Annotated in this window: 11 protein-coding genes; 7 read left to right on the top strand and 4 right to left on the bottom strand. The window is 60.7% G+C overall.

Annotated elements, in window-relative coordinates; genetic code table 11:
* Nucleotides 1-55: 55 nt before the first annotated feature.
* The 4 genes from AC3WUM_RS04515 to AC3WUM_RS04500 all read right to left on the bottom strand — a co-directional run bounded on the left by AC3WUM_RS04515 (nucleotide 56) and on the right by AC3WUM_RS04500 (nucleotide 4,790).
* Entirely contained in the window at nucleotides 56-1,237 is a 1,182-nt protein-coding gene (locus AC3WUM_RS04515) for a polysaccharide biosynthesis/export family protein (protein WP_492409004.1), read from the bottom strand.
* A gap of 150 nt (nucleotides 1,238-1,387) precedes the next feature.
* Nucleotides 1,388-2,686, bottom strand: coding sequence for a WcaI family glycosyltransferase (locus tag AC3WUM_RS04510; protein ID WP_492409003.1), 1,299 nt, complete (start codon nucleotides 2,684-2,686; stop codon nucleotides 1,388-1,390).
* A 54-nt stretch (nucleotides 2,687-2,740) separates the two neighbouring features.
* Complete coding sequence (locus AC3WUM_RS04505) at nucleotides 2,741-4,000, bottom strand: sugar transferase (RefSeq protein WP_492409002.1); 1,260 nt, start codon at nucleotides 3,998-4,000, stop codon at nucleotides 2,741-2,743.
* Between the two features lie 88 nt (nucleotides 4,001-4,088).
* Nucleotides 4,089-4,790 (bottom strand): sugar transferase, encoded by a 702-nt coding sequence (locus AC3WUM_RS04500; protein WP_492409001.1) that lies wholly within the window; start codon nucleotides 4,788-4,790, stop codon nucleotides 4,089-4,091.
* Nucleotides 4,791-5,316: 526 nt separating this feature from the next.
* On the opposite strand from AC3WUM_RS04500, the gene AC3WUM_RS04495 reads away from it, so the two are divergent.
* The 7 genes from AC3WUM_RS04495 (at nucleotide 5,317) to AC3WUM_RS04465 (ending at nucleotide 12,223) form a co-directional block, all read left to right on the top strand.
* Nucleotides 5,317-5,748 carry a low molecular weight protein-tyrosine-phosphatase gene (locus tag AC3WUM_RS04495; protein WP_492409000.1) on the top strand — a complete coding sequence of 144 codons (432 nt, stop codon included), beginning with the start codon at nucleotides 5,317-5,319 and terminating at the stop codon, nucleotides 5,746-5,748.
* Between the two features lie 405 nt (nucleotides 5,749-6,153).
* The gene (gene miaB, locus AC3WUM_RS04490) at nucleotides 6,154-7,728 is read left to right on the top strand and encodes a tRNA (N6-isopentenyl adenosine(37)-C2)-methylthiotransferase MiaB (protein ID WP_492408998.1); all 1,575 of its coding nucleotides are present in this window, start codon (nucleotides 6,154-6,156) and stop codon (nucleotides 7,726-7,728) included.
* Nucleotides 7,721-8,716: a PhoH family protein gene (locus tag AC3WUM_RS04485; RefSeq protein WP_492408996.1), complete on the top strand. Its 996-nt coding sequence runs from the start codon at nucleotides 7,721-7,723 to the stop codon at nucleotides 8,714-8,716. Before miaB ends, AC3WUM_RS04485 begins: the two co-directional genes overlap by 8 nt.
* Nucleotides 8,713-9,321 carry an endonuclease domain-containing protein gene (locus AC3WUM_RS04480; protein WP_492408994.1) on the top strand — a complete coding sequence of 203 codons (609 nt, stop codon included), beginning with the start codon at nucleotides 8,713-8,715 and terminating at the stop codon, nucleotides 9,319-9,321. The genes AC3WUM_RS04485 and AC3WUM_RS04480 overlap by 4 nt, the downstream gene beginning before the upstream one ends.
* Before the next feature lie 13 nt (nucleotides 9,322-9,334).
* Entirely contained in the window at nucleotides 9,335-9,808 is a 474-nt protein-coding gene (ybeY, locus tag AC3WUM_RS04475; RefSeq protein ID WP_492408992.1) for an rRNA maturation RNase YbeY, read from the top strand.
* Between the two features lie 28 nt (nucleotides 9,809-9,836).
* Nucleotides 9,837-10,694: a CorC family transporter gene (locus AC3WUM_RS04470; protein WP_492408990.1), complete on the top strand. Its 858-nt coding sequence runs from the start codon at nucleotides 9,837-9,839 to the stop codon at nucleotides 10,692-10,694.
* Nucleotides 10,695-10,993: 299 nt separating this feature from the next.
* Nucleotides 10,994-12,223, top strand: coding sequence for an Lnb N-terminal periplasmic domain-containing protein (locus AC3WUM_RS04465; RefSeq protein ID WP_492408988.1), 1,230 nt, complete (start codon nucleotides 10,994-10,996; stop codon nucleotides 12,221-12,223).
* Nucleotides 12,224-12,384 lie beyond the last annotated feature (161 nt).

The raw sequence follows: 12,384 nt of genomic DNA, 5'->3' as shown, positions 1-12,384 counted from the left end.
TTCTTGGATGCGGACTTTTTAATAAACCTTACGGGGGGCCGTAAATGATTGATCGTCAGTTCCGTGTGTCATCAATAGTGTTGGCAATAATCGCTGTGCTCAATAAGCCCTGAACAGTAGGCATTATTTGCTGGAGACTGCGATTCCAGCGTGTAGATTTTGTTTCAGATACGTAAATCACATCGCTCGGTAGCAGCTGAAACTTTTTCGCGAGCAGCATTGCATCAGGATGGGCAGCATCTACTTGGAAGATGGTAGGCTTTCTATAATCCCCCCTAATTACATATAGGCGAGACGGGTTTGCCGTTAATTGATTAATTCCGCCAGTGGCCATTAGAGCGTCGGCCAAGGAAGTCTTATCACGATTGACTTCCAATAAGCCTGGTCGTAACACCTCTCCCAGTACAAATACGTTAGTGCGCCGCACCGGCGGAACCACAACGACGTCTCCATCTTGAAGAAGCAAATCTTGAGTAATATCTCCTGACGCGAGAATTTTCTGCACATCAATTGTGTAGTTTTGATTCTCACGCTTGAGTGTCACAGATCTGAGGTCCGGATATTCAATCAGAATTTGATTCGGCTGATTTGCGCCCCCCAATGGTCGCGGATCCCCACTGCCGCGCAAATCAGAGATGCCTCCCGCATTGGAGATCGCACCAATTAGAGTGAGGGGAATATCACTGATCGGTTGATACCCTGGTTTTTGAACTTGGCCAGTAACCATGATTCGCTGACTTCGAAATTCCTTCACGGCGACGATCACCTGAGGGGATCTCAGATAGCCAGAGAGTGCACTAACCACACTGTCCTGAACTTCCTTTAAGGTCTGCCCTGCCACTTGAACTGCGCCGCTGAATGGCAGATAAATCGAACCGTCGTGATATACGACATATCCTTGGTCTTGCTCCCCTATAACACTGGGCGAACTTGGAGAATTGAAACTCACTATGCTAGGGACGGAGATCAGTAATACGTCGCCGGGCCTCACCAGATAGCGATAATCGCTTGGGCGGACAATTGATGGGGTAGGCATGCCGCCCGAAGGCATCGTTGCCTCGGCGATTTGCTGTGCGATTAAATCTGCAGTTACAGGGATTACCTCAAGTTCGTCTGGTTCAACAGTGGCTGTCGGATATGGCGCTTTCATCCCAACACAACCAGCCATTGATGAAAGAAATAGTAGAGATACAAATTTATGCATCTGAAAGGATTTGAGCATGGTGAGCAATGTCATCCTTGATAATTTCTAGATTTGATTAGTTGCAGGAAAATGATCGGGATAACACAAACGCAGACTGCGATCGATTAAGTCGAAGTCTGGTTGTGTCTTCCTCCCATCGCTCTCCCCGCGAGCTGAGAAGGTTAGCGCAGCGTTAGGGGGGCGTCACGTACCACGTCGTTTGAAATGCGCCTCCTTAACGACGTTGTTTCCTATTGCGCTTGAGGTGGGTTGAAAGGCAATAACATCGACGATTAGCTGGGACAAAATGGCATCCTGATCAAGATGCTTCTCGGCGTAGGCGCGAGCGTTGCTACCAAATAACGAGCATAGCTCTGGATTCATGGCCAGTTGCTGTAGAGCATTGATCAACCCATTCCTATCTTCCGGCGCGATTACAAGTCCAGTCTGGGCTCCTTCTACAGCGTCATGTAGCGCTGTTCCAGGTTCTGCGGTCGCAATAGCTGGTCTTCCAGCTGCCAAGATGTTCGTGAGCTTGGAAGGCATCACAAGATCAGCAGCGTGACCGCGTTGGATGATGAGATGAATGTCAGCGGAGCCCAGCATTTCGTTGAGCTTTTCGATGGGCTGCAGTTCCAGGAACTGAATGTTGTGCAGGCTGCGGCATTCCGCTGTCAGCTGAAGGTCTTTAGCGTCGGAACCCGAGCCGATCATGACGAATGCAAAGCGGGAATCATGTTTGAGGCTCTCTGCCGCATCGAGCACTAACGAGAGTCCTTGCTTGCGTCCCATGGCGCCCGCGTACATCACTAGCACCTTGTCTTCACCGATACCCAATGCTTTGCGAAACGCCGTGTTTCTGCTGATAGGGCGAATATTTTTGACGTCGCTCCAGTTTGGAAGCGAGATCACACGTGATGGATCGGCGCCCTTACTCAGAAGGCGGCGGCACATGGCGGGCGTGATAGACGACACGCGTGTCGCCGAGAGAATGAGCTTATGTTCAATCCAAAGCAAAATTGGGGCAACGCGCTTCATCATTCCCAGACTCACGGCCGCATCCACCTGGAAGTCTTGCACGTGGTAAATCCACGGCACGCGGCGGAAAAGCTTGAGCAGGCTAGGCCAAATACCGGCGAATAGCGGCGGGCAAACGGCGATGACAACGTCAGGCTTTTGCTTGCTGAAAAGTAGCCTCAACCAGTGCACGCTACTGGCCAGGAAAATAGTCAGGTCGACCAGAATGCGGTCCAGCGAGGTTACCTGTTTATTCGATGGAATATGGTGGGGAACCCGGCGAATGGTGACGCCGTTCCAGTGCTCGGTCAGACAGCCAGTCTTGGTGTATTGCTCAGCCAGTTTCCACTCGGGGTAATAAGGGAAGCCGGTGATGACTTCTACCTCATGTCCCTGCTGTGCCAACCATGCTGCCATTTCACCGGTGTACTTTCCGATGCCCGTTTTCTCGGGGAAAAAGTTGCCTGAATGAATGAGGATACGCATTAGTTTCTATGCACGCTCGCTGGCTTCGTTGCCCTGGGCGAGCGGTTACTGAGCTCAGTAAGCGCCGCGCTGACGGAAGGGCACTGCTACGGTTTCGAACAGGTACTTGATGTCTTTCCAGAACGACCACTCTGTGGCGTACTTCACCGCGTGCTCGAATTGTTCGTCATACGGGTGATCGCTGCGGAAGTACAGCTGCCACGGTCCGGTCAGCCCGGGGCGTAGGCGCTTGTAGAGCCGAAAGTAGCTACCCCAACGATCGCGCTCATCGACTGCGATGGGCCGGGGACCGACGAGGCTCATTTCGCCGACCAGCACATTGAAAAGCTGGGGCAGTTCGTCTAGCGAGGTCTTGCGCAAAACTTTGCCAATCTTGGTGACGCGTGGATCGTTGCGGAGCTTGAAGAACTGAGCATACTCGGCTGCGGCAACGGGGTCTTTCTGTAGCACCTCCTCCAGCAGCTCTTCCGCATTCACCACCATGGTCCGGAACTTCCAGCACGGGAAGATGCGTCCATGCTGCCCCACGCGGCGCTGCGCATAGAACACGGGTCCCTTCTCCTGCTTGATGGCGAAGTACAGGAACAGGAATACGGGGCTCAGCATCAGCAGGATGCAGAGCGCACCCATGAAGTCCAGGCTGCGCTTGAGCCACTCGTTCGGCACCTTGGCCGTATCGGCCTCGTCGCCGATCAGGTCCAGGTCTTCGCCGATCTCGGACTTGTTGAGGCAGCCGTAGCGGTCGCAGAACAGGTACAGATGCTGGTCGCGATCGTCGACGAGCGTGGACAGGTCCACCGGCACGCCCAGCGCGTTGAGAGCGGACGTGCGGACCACTTGGGCTTCCATCGCCAGCACCAGGGCCAGGTCGTGGCGCAGCTGCTTCTGGTGCGCGGTGAGGTTGGCCCGGGCGTTGATGGGTCTGAGCAGCGCCTTTTCGATGGCCGAGCTCAGCCCTGCAAAGGTGCGCGTGTTCTCCATGCGTGCGTCGTGCATGGTGATGCTGCGCTCCATGAGCTCCCTGGGGTTCATCTCGCCGCGCTGGCCGGCGAGTTCGGCCGAGGCAACGGAGCAAACCGCGGCAAAGCGCTCTTGTACTTCGCTCGCATCCACGCTCGGGGCGTGCATCAAGGCGTCATAGATGAGCGCCAGGTCGAAGAGTAGGGAGTCGTTCTGCGAAGCAGGGACGAACAAGCCGGCCCTGTAGGTTTGTTTGACGTTGGCTTCGTGGATACGTAGCCGCACGTAGTGCAGCAGTTTGTCCGAGGCAGAGTGGACTGCAAGAACCTGAGTTCTAGGGAGGTTTGGTGACATTGAATTCTTTACAGGATCAGTCCTAGAGCCGTGTCCCCCGACACAGGATCCAGACTCCCCTGTCCCCCGCTGGTGATGGTTGGCTGTCTTAACCGCCGTGAATCATAAGCAAGGTGCGGGCAACGATGCGAGCATCCAGGGACAGGCTAGCCCTTTCGATATAGCTGCGATCAAGGGCCAGACGGCGGCGCAGATCGGTCTCTTCGTGCAGCCACCACAGGCCGGTGACACCGGGGCGAACCGACAGGCTGAAGCGGGCAGAGCGGCCGGCGCCGATGAGCTCTTCTTGCGAAAGCGGCTGCGGGCCGACCAGGTTCATGTCGCCGCGCAGCACGTTGAGCAACAGCGGAAGGCGATCGAGCTTGGTGCGCAGAAGAAAGCGGCCCAGCTTGTCCATGGCCGGCTGCAGGCGCCCGGTAGCCGGGTCGTAGTGACGCAGCGAATCGGGCAGCATCGTCCGAAAGTAATAGCTCACGAACGGCTGACCGTGCAGGCCCAGGCGCTTGCGGCGAATGAACACCGGGCGTCCCTGGCGAGCCAACACCAGCGCAATGACGAGGAAAGCGGGCAGGGAGACCAGGGCCGCGATGAGGCCGATGGCGAGGCCAATGGGCCGCTTCAAGCGCCAGTAATTGCCCCGCAACTCCGCAAAGTCGCGACTGGCGACTTCTTGAGCGGTCTCGCCCAAGGCGATTGTGCCAATGACCGGGCCGCGCGAGGCCGTGGAGGTCTTTGCCGCTTCAAGCAGGTAAATCGATTCGTCGCCGCCAGCCATATGCTTTTTACTCAAGATTCCATCGGGTCGAAAACAGCACAATTTGGGAAGGTCAGCACCACAACGTAACTTCAATAACCGTGCCACATGACCTGAACATCAACTTTCCCTAATGTCATCCATGACGACCGCAATGTACTTTCACCGATCAGTGCTCGCATGAACTAGTTCGCAGTATTGCACGCGCTTTGTTACACGCTGGTAACTGATGTTCTTCTATGCAAAGGCTTTTTGTTCTGCCGTGATTGTACCTTGCGAGTCTCCGGCATGGGTATCCGAATGGCTATGCCCCGATTGGGGGGTACAGGGTTTTGTCTAGCTGTTTGTGTTGGCGTGAAGTGAAAGCAATGCTTACGAAACATCAGGCAAAACAGCCGACTTATTTTTCGGTTGGGGCTGATACTCCGAAGCAAATTGCGTGAACGTTTCCTGAATGCTCGATTCAGGACCCGATGGCTTGATGGCGTACGTAGGGCAGGGCGTTGATTTCTAGCTAGAATTGAGGTCTTCCCGCTGCTGTAGCGCTCATTCGGTCGTACTCGTGATTTCCAATATTCTGGTTGTCTGTACCGGCAACATCTGTCGTAGCCCCATTGGTGAATACCTGCTCAAGGCGCGTCTGCCCAAGAGCAATGTGCTGTCCGCCGGCACCGGCGCCATGATCGGTTGGCCGGCGGACCCGCTGTCGGTGGAAGTGATGATGGAGAAGGGCATCGACATCAACGCCCATCGCGCCCAACAGCTCACGCGTCCGTTGCTGGCGGGCGTGGATTTGGTGCTGACCCTGGATCGCGGCCATAGCGACTGGATCAATTCGCGATACCCGGAGTTTCGCGGCAAGGTCCACAAGATCCTGCGCTGGCGCGAGAACGCGGATGTGCCCGATCCGCATCGGCTGCCCAGGGCGGCGTTCGATGAGGCTTATGCGCTGATCGAGGGTGGGGTTGAGGATTGGGTTAAGCGGTTGGGGTAGGTGACGGGGCTGGCTGGCGCGTTGTTCGGGCCGGCCCTCTCTCCCCTCGCTCTCGCGAGGGACTCTCTCCCGCAAGCGGGAGAGAGGAACAACAGCGCAGCTGATGGCACCCTACACACACGCGAGCCAGCTTTTGACGTTCCTCTCTCCCGCTTGCGGGAGAGAGTCCCGCCGAAGGCGGGGAGAGAGGGTTCGGTGGGAGGGCGAGCGGTCGTCCCCCGCCGCCCCTCACCCGGCGCTATCGCGCCACCCTCTCCCGCATGCGGGAGAGGGGACAGCTGGAGCTTGCTGCGGGTGATGTTCTCTCTCCCGCTTGCGGGAGAGAGTCCCTCGCGTTAGCGAGGGGAGAGAGGGGCTTTTAGGCCTCAAGCCTTATACTGCCCTCCCTTTGCGTCGCCGCCTCAGATGAACCCCAAGCTTTACCTCGTCACCTACGGGTGTCAGATGAACGAGTACGACTCGACCAAGATGGCCGACGTGCTCGCCAAGTCTCATGGCTACGAGCGCACTTCCGTGCCCGAAGAGGCGGACGTGTTGCTGCTCAATACCTGCTCGGTCCGCGAGAAGGCGCAGGAGAAGGTGTTCTCCGAGCTCGGCCGCTGGCGTGAGTGGAAGCAGGCCAGGCCGGGGCGGGTGATCGGGGTCGGGGGGTGCGTGGCGAGTCAGGAGGGCGAGCAGATCGCCTCTCGCGCTCCGCATGTGGACCTGGTGTTCGGCCCGCAGACGCTGCACCGCCTGCCGGAGCTGCTCGAGCAGAACAAGCGCACGGCGCGTCCGGCGGTGGACATCAGCTTCCCCGAGATCGAGAAGTTCGATCGCCTGCCCGAGCCGCGTGCCGAAGGGCCTACGGCCTTCGTGTCGATCATGGAAGGCTGTTCCAAGTACTGCACCTTCTGCATCGTGCCGTACACGCGCGGGGCCGAGGTGAGTCGCCCGCTCGACGACGTGCTGGTGGAAATCGCGCAGCTCGCTGAGCAGGGTGTGCGCGAGATCACATTGCTGGGCCAGAACGTCAACGCCTATCGTGGCCGCATGGGCGACACCGCCGATGTCTGCGACCTGGCGCTGCTGATCTCGTACGTGGCGCGCATTCCGGGCATCGAGCGCATCCGCTTCACCACTTCGCATCCGGCCGAATTCACCGACGCGCTGATCGATGCGTTCGCCGACGAGCCCAAGCTCGCGAGCTACCTGCACCTGCCCGTGCAATCCGGCAGCAACCGCATTCTCGCCATGATGAAGCGCGGCTACACGCGCGAGCAGTTCCTGGCCAAGATCGATCGCGTGAAGCGCGCGCGGCCGGGGCTTTCGCTATCGACCGATTTCATCGTCGGCTTTCCGTCCGAGAGCGAAGAGGACTTCGCGCAGACGATGGATTTGATCGATCGCTGCGAATTCGATGCGGCCTTCTCGTTCGTCTACAGCCCACGCCCCGGCACGCCGGCGGCGAACCTGCGCGACACCGTCGGCGCGCAGGTGAAGAGCGATCGGCTGCAGCTGTTGCAGGCGCGCATTCGGGAGTTCGACGACGCCTACAAGCAGAGCCTCGTCGGCACCGTGCAGTCGGTGCTGGTCGAGCGGCCGTCGCGTCGCGGCGGCGGTCAGATGACGGGCAAGACCTCGTCGAACCGCAGCGTGAATTTCGATGCGCCGCTGGGCGCGGTCGGGCAGTTCGTGGATGTGCTGGTGACGGAGATGACGACGAATTCGCTGCGGGGGCGGGTGGTTTTGGCTGACTTCGCGCAGGTGGCTGGGCAACCCTCTCTCCCCGCGCAAGCGCGGGACTCTCTCCCGCAAGCGGGAGAGAGGACAGGCACAGCACGCCGCTTTTCCCCTCTTGCGCTTACCGGGGAAGATGGCGCTTCAGCTTCGGAGAGGACAGACACGGTGCGCCGCTTTTCCCCTCTCCCGCTTGCGGGAGAGGGTGGCGCGTCAGCGCCGGGAGAGGGGCAGGTGGTAGAAGGCGCTCACCATGACTGACCAAGACCACCTCGACCTCACGCTCGAACCCGACGACGGCGGGCGAATCGCCAACCTCACCGGCCCGTTCGACGCGCATCTGCGCCAGATCGAAGTCCGCCTGGGCATCGAGATCCGCAATCGCGGCAACCGCTTTCGGCTGGTTGGCAAGCGTGCCGATACCGAGCGCGCCGAAGCCGTGCTGCTGAACCTGTTCGAACAGACCGACAACAGCCTCATCACCACCGAAACCGTGCATCTGGCGATGCTCGAAGAAGGCGCGATCGGCGCTGATCGCAATCGCGACGATTCGCCGGTGGACCGCGACGAGATCGTGGTGCGCACCAAGCGCGGCGTGGTGCGCGGGCGTGGGCCGCACCAGAAGCAGTATCTGCAGGCCATCGCCAATCACGACCTCTCGTTCGGCATCGGCCCGGCCGGCACCGGCAAGACCTACCTCGCCGTGGCGAGCGCCGTGAACGCGCTCGAGAAGGACCGCGTGCGGCGCATCATCCTGACGCGTCCGGCCGTCGAGGCGGGCGAGAAGCTGGGCTTTCTGCCGGGCGACATGACGCAGAAGGTCGATCCGTATCTGCGCCCGCTGTACGACGCGCTGTACGAAATGCTCGGCTTCGAACGCGTGGCCAAGCTCGTCGAGCGCAGCGTGATCGAAGTGGCCCCCCTGGCCTTCATGCGTGGCCGCACGCTCAACGAGAGCTTCATCATCCTCGACGAGGCGCAGAACACCACGACCGAGCAGATGAAGATGTTCCTGACGCGCATCGGCTTTGGTTCCTGCGCGGTGGTGACGGGCGACGTCACGCAGATCGACCTGCCGCGCGCGGACAAGAGCGGCCTCAAGCATGCGATGCGTGTGCTCGATGGTGTGCCGAAGATCAGCTTCACGTACTTCAGGAAGGAAGACGTGGTGCGGCATCCGCTGGTGCAGGCGATCGTGCAGGCGTACGAGGAGCATGAGAAGCGGGAGGCGCCTGCGGCGAGTGAGTGAGCTTGGCTAAGAAGCCCTCTCTCCCCGCTACGCGGGACTCTCTCCCGCAAGCGGGAGAGAGGACAGGCACTGAATCGACTGCTGAAACAGTTGCTGCGCCGCATGAAAGCAGAACAACTCGATTGCGCGGAAATGCCAGGCAGCTGAGATCGGCTCAGACCAATGCGGAGTCATGGCTTTGGTATCAGCTTCGAGGACATCGCTTTCTGGGGCTCAAGTTCAAGCGACAGAAGCCTCTCGCTGGCTACATCGTCGATTTCATTTGTTACGAGTCTCGGCTCGTCATCGAGCTCGATGGTAGCCAGCATGCCGACATGCAGCGCGACTACGACGCCAAGCGTGATCGAGCGCTATTCGAGCAGGGCTACCGCGTTTTGCGCTTCTGGAACGACGCGGTGCTACGTGATATCGACGCTGTACTCGAAGCCATCCGCCTGGCCTGCCTGTCCCCTCTCCCGCTTGCGGGAGAGGGTGGTCCGAAGGACCGGGAGAGGGGAGGCCCGAAAGCGGCGCTCACTTTGCAGGCCGACCCTCTCTCCCCTCGCTCCGCGAGGGACTCTCTCCCGCAAGCGGGAGAGAGGAACGTCAACAGCAGGAGCAAATAGTGAACTCGCTCCGATGACTCACTTGATCCACATCCAACGCCAACTCCCCCCACAAGGTCTGCCCTCGGCGCAATCCCTGCGCACCTGGGCCGCCGCCGCCCTGCCCGACGACCATGGCGAGCTCACCATCCGCCTCGTCGACGAGGCCGAGAGCCAGACCCTCAATCGGACCTACCGCGGCAAGGACAAGCCCACCAACGTGCTGTCCTTCGGCTACGACGCGGACGACGCCATTCCGGGCCTGCCCGAACAAGCCATTCTCGGCGACATCGTCATCTGCGCTGCGGTGGTCCGCCGCGAGGCGGCCGAGCAGGGCAAGACCGAGCGGGCGCATTGGGCGCACATGGTCGTTCACGGCTGTTTGCATTTATTAGGGTACGATCACGAGAGCGACACCGAGGCCGAGGAGATGGAGCACCGGGAGAAAATCATCCTGGCGCGACTCGGGTTCCCAGATCCCTACGAGGTCGAACACGATGGGCCATAGGCGGCCTGTCGTCTAAAGACCGGACAACATGAGCGAAGAAGGCGAAAGTAGTAACGAGACAAGCATCAGCCGGTGGTGGCGCAAAGTGGCGCATCGGCTGGGTGGTGGACCCAGGACCCGCAAGGAGCTTCTGGACGTGCTCCAGGAGGCGCGCGATTCGCAGCTGATGGATGCGGACGCGCTGGCCATGTTCCTGGGGGTGCTCGAAACCGACGAGCTGCAGGTGCGCGACATCATGGTGCCGCGCTCGCAGATGGTCGTGGTGGAGCGCGACTGGTCGCTCGAGCAATTGCTGCCGGTGGTGGTCGAATCGGGCCACTCGCGCTTCCCGGTGATCGGCGACAGCCGCGACGAGATCCTGGGCATTCTGCTGGCCAAGGATCTGCTGCGGTTTTCCTCGAGCCTTCCGGGCGTGGAGACCGGACGCTTCGATCTCGACCGTTGCCTGCGCCCGGTGTCGTTCGTCCCGGAATCCAAGCGCGTCAACGTGCTGCTGAAGGATTTCAAGCGCGGCCGCAGTCACATGGCGATGGTGGTCGACGAATACGGCGGCGTCGCCGGGCTGGTGACGATCGAAGACGTGCTCGAGCAGATCGTCGGCGAGATCGACGACGAATACGACGACGACGATGCGGCTCGCATCCTCAAGCAGGACGATCGCCGCTTCGTGGTCCACGGGCTTACGTCGATCGAAGAGTTCAACAAGTACTTCGGCAGCCACTTCCCGACCGAGGACTACGACACCATCGGCGGCCTCGTGGTGCACCGCTTCGGCCACATGCCCAAGCGCGGCGAGAGCGTGCGCATCGAGGGCTTCGGCTTCAACGTGCAACGCGCGGACAACCGGCGGGTGCTGCAGCTGCAGGTTACGGTGACGGGGGAGTAGTGAGTTCGGTTCCGCCGCTGTGGATGTTCCTCTCTCCCACTGGTGGGAGAGAGTCCCGCCGAAGGCGGGGAGAGAGGGCCAGCCTGACGAATGCGCGCACTTTCCGAACTCCCCCTCTCCCGGCGCTGACGCGCCACCCTCTCCCACAAGTGGGAGAGGGGACAGGCGCCGAGCGCGTTGCGACTGTCGCAGTTTCGCTTTCACGGCTGGTCCTCTCTCCCGCGTGCGGGAGAGAGTCCCTCGCGACAGCGAGGGGAGAGAGGGCCGCTTGCTCAACGCGACTGACGATCGTAAGTGCGGTGCAATGGATTGCTGTGCTGCTGATGATATTGCTCAGTCTTCCGGTTCAAGCTCAACCCTCACCGCCCCCTATCGTCAGCGTCCTCACCTTCGCTCCCGGCGAAATCTATTGGCAGCGCTTCGGCCACAACGCCCTGCTGCTGCGCGACGAGGCCAGCGGCCGCGCCACCGTCTACAACTACGGCATCTTCGACTTCCAGCAGAAGAACTTCTTCCTGAACTTCGCGCGCGGGCAGATGCTGTATCAGCTCGATGCCGAGCCGCTGCGTCGCACTTTGCGGCTGTATCAGGCCGAGGACCGCTGGATCTACGAACAGCGGCTGGCGCTCGACGAGGCGCAGCGGCGCGAGATCGCGGAGTTCCTGCAATGGAACACGCAGCCCGAGAACGCGCAGTACCGCTACGACTACTTCCTCGCCAACTGCTCGACGCGTGTGCGCGACGCGATCGATCGTGTGCTCGGCGGCAGCCTCAAGGCGCAGTTGCATGGCGGGCAGCTGAGCCCGGCCACGTTCCGCTCCGAAGTCACGCGGCTGATGTCGCCGGACCTGCCGCTGGCCATCGGCATGGACCTGGGCCTGGGGCCCAAGGTTGACGAGCCGCTCGATCGCTGGAGCCACGCCTTCGTGCCGATGTCGCTGATGCAGTCGCTGCGCGAGGCCAAGGTGGCCGATCCCGAAACCGGGCTGTCGAAGCCGCTCGTCGAGCAGGAAGGCTGGCTCTACGAACCCGACCGCATCAAGGAACCCGAGCAGGCGCCGAACCTGCTTTGGCCGTTCCTGGCGCTCGGGGTGATTTCGGCCTTGGCGGTGCTGCTGCTCGCGCGAGCGCGTGCGAAGCCGGTCGCCCGGATCACGCTGGCCCTGGCCGGGCTGATGTTCTACGCGACCGCGAGCGTGTTCGGCCTGGTGATGCTGGCCGGCTGGCTGCTGACTGATCACTGGGGCATGTGGAGCAACCAGAACCTGCTGCTGCTCAACCCGCTGGCGCTGCTCGCGATCCCGGTCTGGGCGCAGGCTTTCCGCGCGGACTGGCGGCCCGGACCCAAGGCCCAGCGCGTGGTGCGCATCATCGCCCTGCTCGCGGCGACGGCCTCGCTGATCAAGATGCTGCCGACCGCGCCGATGCAGAACAACGCGGCCTGGATCGCGCTGCTGCTGCCGGTGCATGCGGCCTTGTTCTGGGTGGTGTTGCAGCTGGGGCGGGGGCTGAAGGCGGTCGCGAAGTAGCTTGTGATGGTCCTCTCTCCCGCTGGCGGGAGAGAGTCCCTCGCGTCAGCGAGGGAGAGAGGGTTCGGCTGGTAGAGGGCACGCACTTTCCCTGGCTTCCCCTCTCCCGGTCCTTCGGACCACCCTCTCCCGCAAGCGGGAGAGGGGAACTGCAAAGGGTT

It is taken from the genome of Hydrocarboniphaga sp. FW305-C-57, assembly GCF_058783045.1.
The sequence above is the reverse complement of the archived record's forward strand: the minus strand, read 5'-3'. Positions and strand labels throughout refer to the sequence as shown.

What these genes read in the sequence shown, in the direction of transcription:
- AC3WUM_RS04515 (WP_492409004.1), bottom strand. Translation starts at nt 1,237, where the DNA reads ATGACATTGCTCACCATGCTCAAATCCTTTCAGATGCATAAATTTGTA.
- AC3WUM_RS04510 (WP_492409003.1), bottom strand. Translation starts at nt 2,686, where the DNA reads ATGCGTATCCTCATTCATTCAGGCAACTTTTTCCCCGAGAAAACGGGC.
- AC3WUM_RS04505 (WP_492409002.1), bottom strand. Translation starts at nt 4,000, where the DNA reads ATGTCACCAAACCTCCCTAGAACTCAGGTTCTTGCAGTCCACTCTGCC.
- miaB (WP_492408998.1), top strand. Translation starts at nt 6,154, where the DNA reads ATGAACCCCAAGCTTTACCTCGTCACCTACGGGTGTCAGATGAACGAG.
- AC3WUM_RS04485 (WP_492408996.1), top strand. Translation starts at nt 7,721, where the DNA reads ATGACTGACCAAGACCACCTCGACCTCACGCTCGAACCCGACGACGGC.
- ybeY (WP_492408992.1), top strand. Translation starts at nt 9,335, where the DNA reads ATGACTCACTTGATCCACATCCAACGCCAACTCCCCCCACAAGGTCTG.
- AC3WUM_RS04470 (WP_492408990.1), top strand. Translation starts at nt 9,837, where the DNA reads ATGAGCGAAGAAGGCGAAAGTAGTAACGAGACAAGCATCAGCCGGTGG.